Source organism: Massilia putida (genome assembly GCF_001941825.1).
GTDB lineage: Bacteria > Pseudomonadota > Gammaproteobacteria > Burkholderiales > Burkholderiaceae_D > Telluria > Telluria putida.
The window spans coordinates 6069435-6083938 of record NZ_CP019038.1 but is presented as its reverse complement, the minus strand read 5'-3'; the positions used below and the strand labels follow the sequence as shown (position 1 = coordinate 6083938).

Genomic DNA, 14504 nt, shown 5'->3' with positions numbered 1-14504 from the left:
GGTTATCCCATCGCCAAGGACTTCACATGCCTCGCTTCGCCGCCAACCTGAGCCTGATGTTCAACGAGCTCGGCTTCCTGGAACGTTTCGGCGCCGCCCGCGCGGCCGGCTTCGACGGCGTCGAATTCCTGTTCCCGTATGCCTTCGACGCCGAGCAGATCGCCGGCCGCCTGCAGCGCTACCAGTTGGAGCTGGCGCTGCATAATTTTCCGGCCGGCGACTGGGCGGCCGGCGAACGGGGCCTGGCCTGCGATCCGCGCCGCGTCGGCGAATTCCAGGACACCGTCGAGCTCGCGCTGGAATACGCGCTCGACCTGGGCGTGAAGCGCCTGCACTGCCTGGCCGGCAAGCTGCCGCCGAACGTCGCGGCCGAACGCGCGCACGCGACCTTCGTCGACAACCTCCGCTTCGCCGCCGCCGCGCTGGCCCCGCATGGCATCGCCCTGCTGATCGAACCGATCAACGACCGCGACATCCCCGGTTATTTCCTGACCCGCAGCGCGCAAGCTGCCGCCATCATCGCGGAAGCGGCCGTGCCGAATCTGTTCCTGCAATACGACATCTACCACATGCAGCGCATGGAAGGCGACCTCGCCCACACCTTGCGCGAACGCCTGCCGCTGATCCGCCACATCCAACTGGCCGATGTGCCCGGCCGCCACGAGCCGGGCACCGGCGAGATCAATTTCCCCTTCCTGTTCCGCACATTGGACGAACTGGGTTACGACGGCTGGGTCGGCTGCGAATACATCCCGCAAGGCGACACCGTTGCGGGCCTGGGCTGGCGCGACCGGCTCTGAATTGAGCATTGGCAATAACAAACACCGCCAGGTTTGAAAGAATGGGGACTTTTCCGGCCGGCCTTTTGCCGTCCAGAAAGGACCCATGGACTTGCGACGCTGCCTTTCCCTTTTCGTTCTTGCCGCCGGCCTATTGCTGGGCGGCTGTGCCAGTACCGGCCAGGTGAGCCTGGCCGAGGTGCGGCAATTCGCCGACGCCTCGGCCCGCCTGGGCGGCTACGGCGAGCTGTCGCGCCGCTACCGCGACACGTACGAGCGCGAACAACCCTATCTGTCGCCCGCCGCCGACCGCATCGCGAAGGAAAACGATGCGCGCCGGCGTGCCGTTTACGGCGACTTCCTCAGCATCCAGAAGACCGTCGTGCTGTACATGCAGACGCTCAGCGTGCTGGCGGGCGACACCCGTTATGACCTCTCCGACCGCATCGACGACCTCGGCAGCGGCCTCAAGGCGAATGCGGAATCGGGCTTGCAGCAACGGCAGGTCGCGGCCTATACAGGCCTCGCGCGGCTGCTGACGCGGGTGATCGCATCCGGCTACCAGAACCGCAGCGTCGAGACGATGGTGCGCGACGGCGACGCCGACGTGCAGGTCCTGCTGGAAGCGATGATCGCGCTGACCCGGCTGTACGCCAAGACGAACGACAACGAAAAGAAGACCGTGCTCGGCATCTTCGACGTCGAAATTCCCTTTTCCACCAAGACATCGGACCGCATGCTCGTGACCCTGGCCAAGGTTCATTACCTGAACAAGTCGACGGAATACAAGATGGTCGACAAACGCTATGACTTGGCCTTGCAAGGTTTGACCAAGGTCGCCCTGGGCCACCAGAAACTGCGCGAAAACATCAATAACCTGCACAGCGACGAAGTCCGCAAGATGCTGGCCGCCTACGCGCGCGACCTGACCAACCTGCGCGATGCCCTGTCCGATTGAGCGCACGAGGAGAGACCATGGCAAACGAGACGAATCCCAAACCGACGCCGGCCCCGTCCGGCCCTGCCGAGGCGCTGTCGACGGCGCGCCAGGTCGAGGAACTGGCCGACAAACTGACCGACTGCGCGGACGGCATCCACGCGCGCGTGATGCGCGACATCCGCCGCCAGGGCCAGGACGTGCCGGAATCGGAACAGGCGGCCGCGCGCGCCCTGCTGAACGCGGAGATGGAGTTGCGCCAGCGCGCCAACTGGCTGTATACGGAGGCGGCGGCCTGCATCGTGTCGTCGCTGGGCCAGCCGCAGCAGCACCTGATCCAGTTGACGGTAGACGCCGCCGACAAGATCCGGCGCATCACGCGCATCGGCGACGGCATCACGCTCGTCGCGCGCCTGCTGGGGCTGGCTGCAGCCGCCAGCACGGGGCAGGTTATGCCCATCCTCGCCGCCGTCGAGGGTCTCAAGACCCAGCTCGACGTCATCGCCATCGACAACGCGCCCGCCGCGCCCGCCGCCTCGGCCTGAATGCGGCGGTAGGCATCACCGTCGTTCCGCGCTACACTGGATTGCCGCCGCGCGGCATCCGATGACACGAACGAAGGGGACATCCATGAACGTCAATCCGCACGTCGAGTCCGGCGCCTTCCGTCACGCCTTCCCTGTCCTGGCGTGACCATGGAACCCCTTACGCCCGAGCAGCTGGCACTGCTCAAGACCATGATCGAACGGCGCCTCGAGGCCTTGTCCCAGGTCGAGGAACCGCACCAGGACGCCGGCGAGTTGCCTGTGGACGAGGTCGAGACGTCGCCGCTGGACCGTGCCACCGTACGCCTGCTGAACGACTTGTCGCGTGAAGCGGCCGGCCACCATTCGGCCGAGATGCGCCAGCTGCGCCAGGCCCTGGCAAGAATCGAAGACGGTACCTACGGATTCTGCGAGGAATGCGGCCAGCCGATCGGCGCGTCGCGCCTGCTGGCCCGGCCGGAGGCCCGCCTGTGCATCGATTGCCAGACGCGGGCCGAACGGCGCTAGCCACCGCTCAATACATGTGTTGTCCGCCGTTGATGGCGATGTTGGAACCCGTCATGAAACCGGCGTCTTCCGAGACCAGGTAGGCGACCAGGCCGGCAATCTCGTCCGGCTCACCCAGGCGGCCCATGGGGATTTGCGGCAGGATTTTGCCGTTCATCACTTCACTGGGCACGGCCTCGACCATCTTCGTGCGCAGATAGCCGGGCGACACCGTGTTCACGGTGATGCCGTGGCGCGCCATTTCCAGCGCCAACGCCTTCGTGAAGCCGTGCATGCCGGCCTTGGCCGCTGCGTAATTGGCTTGGCCGAAAGCGCCTTGCTGGCCATTGACGGACGAGATATTGATGATGCGCCCCCAGCGCTGCGCCATCATCGGTTCGACCGCTTGCTTGCTCATGTTGAACACGCTGTCGAGATCGGCACGCAGGACGGCCTGCCAATCGTCGAGCGTCATCTTGCGCAGGCTGCGGTCGCGCGTGATGCCGGCATTGTTCACGAGCACATCCAGCCGGCCCATTTCGGCCAGCAGTTTCTGCATCATCCATTCGCAGTCGGCGTAATCGGTCACGTCGACGCGATACGTCGTGAACCGGTATCCTTCGTCCCTCTGGGCGGCCAGCCACGCGTCAGGCGTGGCATTGCCGGGCGAATAGGTTGCCGCCACGCGGAACCCCTCCGCCTGCAGGCGCCGGCAGATCGCCGTGCCGAGCCCACCCATTCCTCCAGTCACCAAGGCTACTTTGTTATCGTGCATGGTTTCATCGTCCTGTCATCAAACCTGCCGCGCCGGGTGCGCAGCACGAAGCACCGAGTCTAGGGCGCCGGACAAAGCCGTTCTTGATGAAACGCAAACGCGCATAAGGCCGGGCCGGCCAAACGCGCGTAGGTAAACGATGACCCCGCGGATCAGGTCATGCGACCGCCGTGGGTGGCGTCAGTGGATGATGTCGGGCACGGAGGCCGGATCGAAGTCGGCCCAGTCGCCGTCCACGATATTGCCCTTGGCCCGTTCGATGTGGTGGGCGCCCAGGTCGCGCAGCAGGCCGACGGCGCGCTGCTCCAGACCCGGATCGTCGAAGGCGACGGCAACGAGCATGCCGGCCGGACGGTTTTCGACCGGGACGCGGCCGCCTTCTTCGCGGTCCCCCGCGTCTTTCATTTTGGAAAAACTGAACAGCGAGCCGACGTGGGCACCGAGCAGGCCGCCGACCACGGGACCCAGTGGTCCGGTGACGGGTGCCGTCGCGGCGCCCGCGATGATGCCTACGGCCGCACCGGCGCCCGCGCCTTCGGCAACGCCCGTCGGCGACTCCTTCGCGCCCGGCGAGTGAATGTTGTCGCCGCCGATCGGCGTCAGGTCGTGCTGGCCCGGCTGGCTCAGGTAGAAACCGCTGATGCGTTCGCTCGAAAACCCGGCGTCGACCAGGGCACGGCGCGCCCGCTCGACGTCATCCTGCAGCTGGAAGTGCCCTGCAATGATCGTGGACATGGATGACCTCCTGCGACGAAAGTAGTGGCCATGATGCCCCCCGCTGGGTTCAAGCTCTGTACGCGAGCGCACGCAGTGGAGCCGCTAGCGCCACTGTCCGTAGACCGCGCCGTAGGATTCCGGTTCCGCGACGGGCGCGGGGAACCAGGCGCGCGGATCCACGCGGTAATACGCTTCGAACTCCGCATACAGTTCGGGGTGGCGCGCCGCCAGCTCGTGCGGCTGCTCGAAGAAGCTTTCCGTGGCCACGGCAAAGAACTCGGCCGGGTTCGTGGCGCCGTACGGATCGAGCACGTCGCGCTGGCCCCAGTACGCATCGCGCCGCAGCAGCGCGAAATCGCGCGACAGCGTTTCCGACCAGCTGCGGTAGCGCTCCGGACTGCCGAGGAAGGGCGCGCCGTTGTTGCTGCCGGATTCGCTGTCGAGCTGGTGCGCGAATTCGTGCAGCACGACGTTATGCGTGCCCTCGGCCGCCAGCCCCGCGCGCCGCACGTGTTCCCAGGACAGTACGACGCGGCCGTCGCCCCACGATTCGCCCAGCAGGTCCTGGCGCGTTTCCGTGACCACGCCGGCCGCATCCTGCTCGCGGCGCGGCACGAGGAAGGCGCCGGGATACACCAGCACGGCATGCAGGCCGGGATACACCCGGCTGGGCCGGTTCAGCAGGAGCAGGCAGGCCTGGGCGGCGATCGTCACGCGCATCTCTTCCGTCACCTCGAGCCCGGCGCAGCCGACGAATGTCTTCTGGTGCAGGAACTGCTTGACCAGACGCTGCAATTGCGCGCGCAGATCGCCGGACATGCCGCGGTATTGCGCGACATTGCGTTCGATGATGGCGAGTTGTGCACGGGTCAGCGGACGCGCCAGCACGCGCCGCAGGCGCCAGCGCGGCACGAACCAGGCCAGCAGCACAGCGAGCGCCAGCGCGGCGCAGACGAAAGCGGCTTCCATCGCGATCTCCCGATGCCGGTGTTATTTGGCTTCGGCCGGGGCCGGCTGCGCAAAATATGCGGCGACCGCCTCGGCATCGCCGATCAGCTTGCCGCCAATGAACACTTGCGGCCACGTGGTGGCGCCGGAAACGGCGCGCAGCACGCTGGTCGTGATTGTCGCACTCTGCGGAATGTCCGTGAAGACGACGCCGTTCGCCTTGAGCACGGCCTTGGCGCGCGCGCAAAACGGGCAGCCCGGCTTGGAGAACATCACGACGGGTTCGCGCGGCGTCGCCTCCGGATTGATGTAGCGCAACATGGTGTCGGCGTCCGAGACTTCGAACGGATCGCCCTCCTTCTCCGGCTCGATGAAGACCTTGGCGATGATGCCGTCCTTGACGAGCATCGAGTAGCGCCAGGAGCGCTTGCCGAAACCGAGGTCGCGCTTGTCGACGAGCAGGCCCATGCCTTCCGTGAAATCGCCGTTACCGTCGGGGATCATCGTGATATTGCCCGCCTCCTGGCCGGCCTGCCAGGACTGCATGACGAAGGCGTCGTTGACGGCGATGCAGACGATGTCGTCGACGCCGTTCTCGCGGAACGCCGGCGCCAGTTCGTTATAGCGCGGCAGGTGTGCCGAGGAACAGGTGGGCGTGAACGCGCCCGGCAACGCGAACACGACGACTGTCTTGCCCTTGAACAGCTCATCGGTCGTCACGTCGCGCCACTGGTCGTTCGGGCGCGCCTTGAACGTGACTTGCGGAACCGGTTTTCCTTCCAGGGATTCGGCACTCGGCAGCATGGATTCTCCTTGATCGGGTAAGCGGTCGGGGTGCCGCATCCGGCATATGAGCGCGCTTGTCGCCTTTTCAATTGGAAACCTGGAAAAAAAACAGCGCCACCCGGCCTCGCGGCGGGGTGGCGCAGCTGACGGCGACCGCTGCATGCGGTCGCCGGTCAACGCCAGCGCGCTCAGGCGCGCTCTTTGGCGACTTGGCTCGGCGGCGGGCCGAACAGTGCGGCGACGAGGGGATCGCGGGTCACCGGGCTGCGGTTGACGCGGATCGCGTAATGCGTGTCGTCGGCGAGGATGTGGAAGTGGCGGCCGGTGCCGGCCATGCTCTGTTCGCGCAGGCCCGGACGCTCCTTGCGCGGGGCCGCGCCTTCGCGCTTGGGCTGGCAGATGGCGCCCAGGAAGGCCTTGACGCGATCCGGATCCGGCGAAATGCGGTACACGGCCTTGCCCAGGTAGGTGGCGGTGCCTTCGATGTAGCGGGCCAGTTCGATCACGCCGGCTTCGCGCAGGTCGCGGATGTATTTGCGGGCGCCCGACGGCGAGAATTTGAGGAACCAGGCGATTTCATCGGCCAGCATCTCGTGGGTTTGCAGTTCGCCAATCAGCTTCTGCATGTTTTCGATACGGCGCTGCGTGGCCGACGTGGACCGCACCCGCTCGATCGGCGCGAGCGAAATCGGTGCGCGCTCGGTCGGCTGCGGTGGGACGCGTTCGATCAGTGCAGAGTTGCTGGAAGTGTGCACCGCGTTGAGATCGCCTTGTACCGCATTGTGGTGAGTCGCTGCATGCATATTGGTCTACTCCGTGAAAAGGACTTGTTCTGTATGGCCCGGACCGCCGCATTCGTGTATGACCATCTGACAACACGCCGGTTCCGCTTAACTGGATACAAGATTGCCTGCCTCATCACGCCCGGTCTGTGCGCCATCCAACATTTCTAAAAATTTCTGAAAGTTATTTTTATCCCCGAAGCAAGAGAAACCCAGTCCTGTATTGATGAGCGCCAAATCACTGGAACTCAACGGGAACCGGGGGCGCAGCGCGACATCGAAGCGGTATCGATCGGGCCGGGACCTCGCCGTGCGACATGACGGACTTGTAATGAGATGAAATGACCTGCACGAAGGGCGACGTTGCGCGCAGTACGTGGCAATTACCCCGCAGTTGGTAACATTCTGAAACAAACCGCAATCATGGCATAAATGGCTACGTTGTAAAATCGCCACAACAACCGGCCGTTAGGTGCGCTAACGCACTGACCCGAAAAACGGCCGACTTGTAAGCTTGACATCAACATCACTGCAAGACATGCGATGTCAAGTACCTTTACAACTTATGGGAGTTAACCTGTGAATAATACGAAGAAGATCGCTCTGGCCGCCGCCATCCTGTGCGCCGCCGGATCGGCCCTGGCTCAAGACACCACCGAGGTCATCAATCCGTCGTGGTATATCGCCCCGACGGTCGTCGGCATCAAGCCCGATCATGATTTCCTGGTCTCGAAAAAGGACTGGGGCGGCGGGTTGAAGTTCGGTAAGGCCGTGCATCCGCTGTGGGACATCCAGTTTGGCGCCACCCAGGCCCGCGTCGATGGCAACAACGGTTACAACTACCGCCAGACCCTGGTCGGTGTCGACGCCCTGCTGATGCTGTCGCGTAAGACCTTCCGTCCGTATCTGCTGGTCGGCGTGGGCGGCGAGCGCGACCACGAGAGCAATCCGATCCGTAACGCGTCCGGCTGGTCGCCGTACTACCAGGCCGGCCTCGGCTTCCAGGTCAGCATGAACGAGCAATGGTCCCTGCAAGCCGACCTGCGCGACGTGCGCGCCCACCTGCGCGACAACGACAAGTTCGGCTTCTCGCGTGCCAACACCAAGTACGCGACCGTCAGCCTGAACTACGCCTTCAATCCGCCGCCGCGCCCGGCACCTGCCCCGGCACCGGCACCTGCTCCGGCCCCGGTCGTCGAGGCCCCGGCACCGGCACCGGCCGCTCCGCCGCCGCCGCCGGCACGGTTCGAGAAGGTGACCCTGTCGGCCAGCGAACTGTTCGGCTTCGACAAGGCCACCTTGTCGATGCCGCAGCCTAAGCTGGACGACATCGCCGCCGCCCTGCAGGCCGATCCGTCGATCACGAACGTGGAAATCACCGGCTACACCGACCGCCTGGGTTCGGCCAAGTACAACCAGAAGCTGTCGGAGCGCCGCGCCAACGCCGTGCGTGATTACCTGATCAGCAAGGGCGTCGACGGCAGCCGCCTGAAGGCCTACGGCAAGGGTGAGAAGAACCCGGTCGTGACCGACTGCCATCAGAAGAAGCGCAAGGAGCTGATCGCGTGCCTGGCACCGAACCGCCGCGTGGAAGTGGAGCCGATCACCATCGAGCGCCGCGTGCAGTAATGCGACGATGCGGGGCGCACGCCCCGTACCGGTATCGGGCGTAAAGGCCCTTGGACGCGCCTTCACGGGCGCGTTCGTCTTTTTGGAGGTGACACGATGGCAGTACACAATTGGATCCCCTTCTCCCGCCAGGTCGTCCACGTCATGCGCTGCGCCGTGACCGAATGGCTGGGCCACCGGGCGTCGAGCAAGGGCGCCGCACTCGCCTTCTACACGCTGTTTTCGCTGGCGCCCATTCTCGTGCTCGTGATCGCGATCGCCGGCTTCTTCTACGGCACCGATGCCGCTCAGGGCCAGCTGCTGGACGAGCTGCGCGGCCTCGTCGGCAAACAGGGGGCGGAAACCATCCAGGCGATCCTGGCCGGTGCCCGCAACAAGGAAAGCGGCAAGCTGGCGACGATCATCGCCACCGGCCTGCTGCTCGTCGGCGCAACGAGCGCGTTTGCGGAACTCAAGGACAGCCTCGACGAAATCTGGGACGTGCCGCCGCCGAAAGACGCCACCTGGTGGGATACCGTGCGTACCCGCCTGCTGTCGTTCGGCCTGATCCTCACGCTGGGCCTGCTGCTGATGTTCACGCTGGTCGTGTCGGCCGCGCTGTCCGTGCTGGAAAAATACCTGGGCGGCATGTGGCATTCGGCAACGATCATACTCGGCTGGGTGGCCTGGGCATTCAGCTTTCTCGTCATCGCCGTGATGTTCGGCGCGATCTACAAGCTGCTGCCGCGCGTGAAGCTGTCGTGGCATGACGTGACCATCGGCGCCCTCGGCACCGCGATCCTGTTCACGCTGGGCAAATTCGCGATCGGCCTTTACATCGGCAACAGCGGCACGACAAGCAGCTTCGGCGCGGCCGGCTCGCTGATCGCGCTGTTGCTGTGGGTGTATTACTCGGCGCAGATCTTTTTCCTGGGCGCGGAATTCGCCCGCCAGTACGCCTTGCAGATGGGCAGCCTGAAGGACAAGGAGGTGCCCGGTGCCCCCGCGCCTGGCGCGCGCCCGTCGCCCGTACACTGAACGATTACGGCGCCGCGCCCGAGCGGGATGGCCCGCGGGACGGCGCCGCTATTCGCCGAGCAGTTCGGCGATGACTTCCATGCCTTCCACGCGCTCGGCCACGACCTTGATCACGACGACGACGGGCACGCCGAGCAGCAAGCCCCACATGCCCCACAAAAAGCCCCAGAACAGCAGGCTGACGAAGACGGCGGCCGGGTTCATCTTCGCGATCTTGCCCGTCATCCAGGTGGTGACGACCATGCCGACCAGGGTCGCGATCGCCAGCGACGCGCCCGCCACGAGGATCACCATGCGCAGCGATTCGAACTGCAGGAAGGCGACGAGGCCCGTGGCCGACGTGATGAGCAGCGGACCGAAGTACGGCATGATGTGCGCGACGCCCGCGAAGATCGCCCAGGCGCCCGCGTTTTCCAGACCGATGAGGCGCAGCGCGACCCACATCAGCAGCGCCAGCAGCACGTTCGTGACGAGCAGCATGAACATATAGTTCTGGATGGACGTGTTGATGTCCTCGAGGATGTGCACGGTCACTTTCTTTTGCGTCAGCGACGGCCCGGTCAGCTTGACGAGCTTGCGCTTGAACGTGTCGCCGGCGAGCAGCAAAAAGAACACGAGGAACACGACCATCGTGGCCTGCGAGATGAAACTGGCGAGCCCGACGGAACCGGCCAGCAGCCAGTCCATGACGCGGAAATTGCTGCCGCCGGGGGTCTGCGCGGCGGCGGGCACCGGTGCGCGGCGCGGCGCTGCCGTCCGTTTCGCACTGCCCGCGTTGGCGGCGGCCTGCTCGATCTCGGCCGCGGCGGCCTGCATCTGCTGGATGGTCGACGGCCCGTCCGAACCGTCCGTGAGGATTTTCGTGACCTTGTGGGTCAAGGTCGGCAGTTCGTCGACGATGTTGAGGAACTCGCCCTGCACCCGCTGCGCCGTCAGCGCCATGCCGACGAGCATCAGGGCCGTAACGACGGTCGCGCCGATGGCGCGCTTGATGTGCCAGCGTTCCAGCCAGCGCACGACGGGGCTCAGGGTGTAGGCGATGAAGATGCCGAGCAAGAGCGGCACGAAGAAATTCTTGGCCCACTGCAGGCCGAAGATGAAGGCGACGGTCGCGATCACGCCCAGCGTGAGGCCGCGCGCATTGACGTGAACGGGAAGACGCAGTTCGCCGTGGGCCGCGCCGAGCTCTTCGCCCGTGGGCGCCCCGGCAGGATCGGCGAGGCCGGCCTCGCGCGCCGCCTGGTCGATGTCCACGGCCGGCGCGGCAACCGGAAGGATGGGTTCGGATGCCTCGGACGTCGCGGGGCCGGATGGGGCGAGCTGCATGATACCTGCCTGAAAAAAACAGCCGGCCGCGGGCATCCGCCGGGCCGTGTCGTGGCGGGCGGATGCCGCATGGGGCGGCGATCGAACAACCATTGGGGTCGGCGCTTATGCCGTCAGGACAGTGCCCGGACCCCCGCCGGCTTTATTTTACGCGGATGTCGTTCTTGACCGACGCCACACCTTTCACGCCACGGGCCACATCGGCAGCCTTCTGCGCATCTTGCGGCTGGGCCACGAAGCCCGACAGCTGCACGTCGCCCTTGTAGGTCTCGACATTGATCTCGGTCGACTTCAGGGTCGGCTCGTTGAAGATCGCAGCCTTGACCTTCGCCGTGATGGCGGCGTCGTCGATGTACTCGCCGGTGCTTTCCTTGGTCGGGCTCGACGAGCAGCCGACGACGGTGAAGGCGACGGCGGCGGTGAAGATGGCGGTGGCGATGCGTTTGGTGACGTTCATGGTGAACTCCTCGTTAGTGGTGGTACTGGTTGTGCTCTTCATGAGCGGGGTGCGGTGTTATCCGCTTATTTGCCGAACTCGGCCTTCGCGGCCGAGACGCATTGATCCTTCGCGGCGCCCGCGAAGGCATCGCATTTCTCCCGTGCGACGCGATACGCGGCGGATTGCTTGTCCTCGCGCGCCGCGTTGCGCGCTTCGATGGTTTTCTGGTCGGCCTTCGCATCCGCCTGCGCGGCGACGAGACGGGCCTTGGCCTGTTCCAGGCACACGTCCTTGTCGTTGCCCGTCAGCCCGGCGCAGCGCGCCTTGTCGAGGTCGTAGTTGGCGCCGGCGATGCGCATACGTGCCTGCGTATAGGCCTTCAACGTGTCTTCGTATTTCGCGCGCGCCTCCTCGTCGGCACGCACGCGCGCCGCCTTCGCTTCGAGGATGCAGACGTCCTTTGGATTACCCGTGATGGCTTCGCAGCGGGCATGCGCCGTCTTGTACTCGGCCGCCGCCGCGTCGCGCGCCTGCTGGTAAGCCAGCTTGGCTTCCGGCGTCGCCGCGCGGACATGTCCGGCGGCCCACAACAGGGCCGCGCCCAACAACAGGATGACGTGTGATGTGCGCATTTTTCTTCTCCTTGTCTGCCACGTTTTTCAACCTTCTTGCGGAAACGTCGAAAGACCTGCAGCGCGTTGCACTGTCGTCGCGGACGGCGAGTCCTGCGATGCCCGCTATGCTCGTGCAGTTGCGCTTCCCGAACGGCATTGCTGCCGCTCGCGACGGTTGTTCGAGGTTCCCTGGTAACGTTTTACTCTGCCGTAACGGCGCTTTCTGTTCGCTGACGAACACAGGCAAAGAGATGATGAAAAAGCATCGGTTTATGGCTGAAGGGTGAGTGCGTCATCGCACAGACCCGTTACACATGACTGCGTAATCTGGTCCTACATTTTTTGCCAGGAGAATAAGTCATGAAAGCTACTCGTACCCTTGCCGCCCTCGTTGCGGCCAGTGCGCTCCTCGGTGGTTGCGCCAGCCAGTCGTCCCAGCCGTATTACGCCAACGACGGCTACCGCAGCGGCTACGACAACACCGCTGCGGCCGGCTACGGCACGATCGAGTCGATCCAGGTGACCAGCGGCGAAGGTCGCACGAGTGGCGCCGGTGCGATCGTCGGCGGCCTCGTCGGTGCGCTGGCCGGTAACCAGGTCGGCAGCGGCGGCGGCCGTACCGCGGCTACGGTGGCCGGCGGCGTCGCGGGCGCGGCGATCGGGAACCGCGTGGAGGCCAATCGCAATGGCGAAGCTCAGCAGATGTATGCAGTCAATATCCGCCTCGACAATGGCGAATACCGCACCGTCGTCCAGGACAATGTGTACGACCTGCGCGTGGGCAACCGCGTGCGCATCGTCGACGGACGCGTCTACCGCTACTGAGCAAGAGCGCTGCTGAAGGAAGCCGGCCCGTGCCGGCTTTTTTCATGGGAACGCGGCGCGCAAAAAAAGACGGCGTCCAATCGAAGATTGCGACGCCGCTCAAGCCCCACCATATTCGTGAACGGCGCGGTCCGGGGTGCGGACCACGCCTGACATATCGGGATGCGTTGTCCCTAGTATGCCACTTGCTGCGCGCGTTTGCGCTGCAAATACCAACCGAGCGCGCCCAGGACGGCGGCGACGCCCAGCGCCGGCTTGCCGAGCTTGCGCTTGCGGATGAAGCCCAGCACGGTCAGGGCATACGGCGCCATCACCGAGATGCTCGTGCCGGTCGGCTTGAGCAGCGCGTCGGCCCGGGCACGCAATGCCCAGGTCGCGTGGTCGATGACGGAATGCAGCATCACTTCGGGACGCGCCGCGTGCTTGATCTGGGCGCGCGCGTGGGCCACACCCGTGCGGTAGAACTCGCCGTCACGCAGCAGTGCCCGCTTGCGCTCTTCGTGGGAGCCATGCGTGTGATGGCCGATCGTCTTTTCCATGGTCGAGATCCTTTCTGCTCACATGAGCATGTCGCGGTCGTTGCGCAATTCCTTCATGGTCTCCGGGAACGCCAGCTTGCCCTGCTTGAGCAAGGCGAGTCCCTTCATCACGAGGATCAGGGTGATCACGGCGAACACGGCGAACATGACCAGCAGGATCTTCCACCCCATTTCGTCCCAGGCCAGCGCCACGATCGTGGCTGTGCCGTAGGCCAGCGCGAACCATGTGGCCAGGGCGGCCAGCGCGAAGATGGCCACGAGTTCGATCACGTGGTTGCGCACTTCCGCCAGCTCGAGCGATGCGAGTTCCACGCGCGACACCACGAGCCCGAACAGGTTCTTGGCCAGGCCCGTGATTCCACCCATGAGGCCGGGGCTATGCACGACGGTTTCGTTGTTATCCATGGCTGCCCCCGACCGTTATTATTTGCGGCCCAGAATGACACCCAGCAGCAGGCCGACGCCGGCCGCCACGGCCACGGTGCGCCATGGGTTGTCCTTCACATAGACATCGGCCGTATGCGCCAGTTCCTTGCCCTTGACCATGGCTTGATCCTGGTATTTGCCTGCCTTGCCCAGCGCCTGGTCGAGTAGTTCCATGCCGCGCTCGCGCAGCTCGTCGGCCTTGTTGCCCGTGAGGGAAGCGGCGGCGCTCAGCAGCGACTGGGCATCCTTGACCAGCGCTTTCATGTCGCCGGACGTGTCTTTCGCAGCGCCGTTCACGGACGATGCGCTGCCATTGGCGCGGCTGATGGTATCTAGCATGATGTACTCCTTGTTATTGGTGGGTCGGTAAAAAGTTCAGGCCAGCAGGTCGCGCATGTCGTCGGCGTGCTCTTCCTCGACGGCCAGGATCTCGGTCAGCATGATCTTCGTCGTCGGATCGCTGTCGCCGATGGCCTGGATCATCTGGCGGTAGGATTCGATCGCCACGCGCTCGGCGATCAGGTCGGCGCGGATCATCGCCTGCACGTCTTCCGAATCGTCGTACTCCGCATGGCTGCGCTGGGTCAGCGTGGCCGGGTTGAAGTTCGGCGAACCGTTCAGCTGCACGATGCGCTCGGCGATGCGGTCGGCGTGGTCCTGTTCCTGTTGCGCATGCTCGAGGAACTCGGCCTTGATGTGGCCGGTGTTCGGGCCGCTGACCGTGAAGTAGTGGCGCTTGTAGCGCAGCACGCACAGCAGTTCCGTCGCGAGCGCGGCGTTGAGCATCGCGATCACGGCTTCGCGGTCGGCCGCGTAACCCTCGGTGACGGCGCCGTCCTCGAGATTGGCGGCCGCGCGGCGGATTTCCGCGATGTCGAAGCCGTGCGCCAGGTTGGATGCGTTCTGTTCCATGAATCTATCCTCTTTCAGTGGG

20 protein-coding genes are annotated in these 14504 nt (G+C 64.9%); 8 read left to right on the top strand and 12 right to left on the bottom strand.

Going from position 1 to position 14504, the window contains the following annotated elements:
- Window positions 1–26 precede the first annotated feature (26 nt).
- From otnI to BVG12_RS29305, 4 genes are all read left to right on the top strand, one after another.
- On the top strand, window positions 27–800 hold the full coding sequence (gene otnI / locus BVG12_RS29320) for a 2-oxo-tetronate isomerase (RefSeq protein ID WP_075795478.1): 774 nt from the start codon (window positions 27–29) through the stop codon (window positions 798–800).
- An 85-nt stretch (window positions 801–885) separates the two neighbouring features.
- Entirely contained in the window at window positions 886–1737 is an 852-nt protein-coding gene (locus BVG12_RS29315) for a hypothetical protein (protein WP_075795477.1), read from the top strand.
- A gap of 17 nt (window positions 1738–1754) precedes the next feature.
- Complete coding sequence (locus tag BVG12_RS29310) at window positions 1755–2261, top strand: hypothetical protein (RefSeq protein WP_229503748.1); 507 nt, start codon at window positions 1755–1757, stop codon at window positions 2259–2261.
- A 150-nt stretch (window positions 2262–2411) separates the two neighbouring features.
- On the top strand, window positions 2412–2768 hold the full coding sequence (locus tag BVG12_RS29305; protein ID WP_075795476.1) for a TraR/DksA family transcriptional regulator: 357 nt from the start codon (window positions 2412–2414) through the stop codon (window positions 2766–2768).
- 7 nt (window positions 2769–2775) lie between these two features.
- On the opposite strand, the gene phbB is transcribed toward BVG12_RS29305, so the two are convergent.
- The 5 genes from phbB to BVG12_RS29280 all read right to left on the bottom strand — a co-directional run bounded on the left by phbB (window position 2776) and on the right by BVG12_RS29280 (window position 6776).
- On the bottom strand, window positions 2776–3522 hold the full coding sequence (phbB, locus tag BVG12_RS29300) for an acetoacetyl-CoA reductase (RefSeq protein WP_075795475.1): 747 nt from the start codon (window positions 3520–3522) through the stop codon (window positions 2776–2778).
- A gap of 180 nt (window positions 3523–3702) precedes the next feature.
- Window positions 3703–4257 carry a hypothetical protein gene (locus BVG12_RS29295; RefSeq protein ID WP_075795474.1) on the bottom strand — a complete coding sequence of 185 codons (555 nt, stop codon included), beginning with the start codon at window positions 4255–4257 and terminating at the stop codon, window positions 3703–3705.
- An 84-nt stretch (window positions 4258–4341) separates the two neighbouring features.
- Complete coding sequence (locus tag BVG12_RS29290; protein WP_075795473.1) at window positions 4342–5208, bottom strand: M90 family metallopeptidase; 867 nt, start codon at window positions 5206–5208, stop codon at window positions 4342–4344.
- Between the two features lie 21 nt (window positions 5209–5229).
- Window positions 5230–5991 carry a glutathione peroxidase gene (locus BVG12_RS29285; protein ID WP_075795472.1) on the bottom strand — a complete coding sequence of 254 codons (762 nt, stop codon included), beginning with the start codon at window positions 5989–5991 and terminating at the stop codon, window positions 5230–5232.
- Window positions 5992–6161: 170 nt separating this feature from the next.
- Complete coding sequence (locus BVG12_RS29280) at window positions 6162–6776, bottom strand: winged helix-turn-helix domain-containing protein (protein ID WP_075795471.1); 615 nt, start codon at window positions 6774–6776, stop codon at window positions 6162–6164.
- A 558-nt stretch (window positions 6777–7334) separates the two neighbouring features.
- Here BVG12_RS29280 and BVG12_RS29275 point away from each other — a divergent pair.
- Both BVG12_RS29275 and BVG12_RS29270 read left to right on the top strand, forming a co-directional pair.
- Complete coding sequence (locus tag BVG12_RS29275) at window positions 7335–8384, top strand: OmpA family protein (protein ID WP_075795470.1); 1050 nt, start codon at window positions 7335–7337, stop codon at window positions 8382–8384.
- A 96-nt stretch (window positions 8385–8480) separates the two neighbouring features.
- On the top strand, window positions 8481–9401 hold the full coding sequence (locus tag BVG12_RS29270) for a YihY/virulence factor BrkB family protein (protein WP_075795469.1): 921 nt from the start codon (window positions 8481–8483) through the stop codon (window positions 9399–9401).
- Window positions 9402–9449: 48 nt separating this feature from the next.
- On the opposite strand, the gene BVG12_RS29265 is transcribed toward BVG12_RS29270, so the two are convergent.
- The 3 genes from BVG12_RS29265 to BVG12_RS29255 all read right to left on the bottom strand — a co-directional run bounded on the left by BVG12_RS29265 (window position 9450) and on the right by BVG12_RS29255 (window position 11798).
- On the bottom strand, window positions 9450–10727 hold the full coding sequence (locus BVG12_RS29265) for an AI-2E family transporter (RefSeq protein ID WP_083685511.1): 1278 nt from the start codon (window positions 10725–10727) through the stop codon (window positions 9450–9452).
- Window positions 10728–10869: 142 nt separating this feature from the next.
- Window positions 10870–11184: a BON domain-containing protein gene (locus BVG12_RS29260; protein ID WP_075795468.1), complete on the bottom strand. Its 315-nt coding sequence runs from the start codon at window positions 11182–11184 to the stop codon at window positions 10870–10872.
- 65 nt (window positions 11185–11249) lie between these two features.
- Window positions 11250–11798, bottom strand: a complete 549-nt coding sequence (locus BVG12_RS29255; RefSeq protein ID WP_075795467.1) for a hypothetical protein — start codon at window positions 11796–11798, stop codon at window positions 11250–11252.
- On the opposite strand from BVG12_RS29255, the gene BVG12_RS34335 reads away from it, so the two are divergent.
- Window positions 11789–12067: a hypothetical protein gene (locus BVG12_RS34335; RefSeq protein ID WP_156895765.1), complete on the top strand. Its 279-nt coding sequence runs from the start codon at window positions 11789–11791 to the stop codon at window positions 12065–12067. The genes BVG12_RS29255 and BVG12_RS34335 overlap by 10 nt on opposite strands.
- Window positions 12068–12140: 73 nt before the next feature.
- Window positions 12141–12605 (top strand): outer membrane lipoprotein, encoded by a 465-nt coding sequence (locus BVG12_RS29250; protein ID WP_075795466.1) that lies wholly within the window; start codon window positions 12141–12143, stop codon window positions 12603–12605.
- Between the two features lie 173 nt (window positions 12606–12778).
- Here the strand turns inward: BVG12_RS29250 and BVG12_RS29245 are convergent, their stop codons facing one another.
- The 4 genes from BVG12_RS29245 to BVG12_RS29230 form a co-directional block, all read right to left on the bottom strand.
- Window positions 12779–13144, bottom strand: coding sequence for a hypothetical protein (locus BVG12_RS29245; RefSeq protein ID WP_075795465.1), 366 nt, complete (start codon window positions 13142–13144; stop codon window positions 12779–12781).
- A gap of 18 nt (window positions 13145–13162) precedes the next feature.
- A complete protein-coding gene (locus tag BVG12_RS29240) occupies window positions 13163–13549 on the bottom strand; it encodes a phage holin family protein (RefSeq protein ID WP_075795464.1) in 387 nt (128 codons plus the stop codon).
- An 18-nt stretch (window positions 13550–13567) separates the two neighbouring features.
- A complete protein-coding gene (locus tag BVG12_RS29235; protein ID WP_075796639.1) occupies window positions 13568–13834 on the bottom strand; it encodes an ElaB/YgaM/YqjD family protein in 267 nt (88 codons plus the stop codon).
- A gap of 111 nt (window positions 13835–13945) precedes the next feature.
- Window positions 13946–14482: a ferritin-like domain-containing protein gene (locus BVG12_RS29230; protein ID WP_075795463.1), complete on the bottom strand. Its 537-nt coding sequence runs from the start codon at window positions 14480–14482 to the stop codon at window positions 13946–13948.
- Between the last annotated feature and the right edge of the window lie 22 nt (window positions 14483–14504).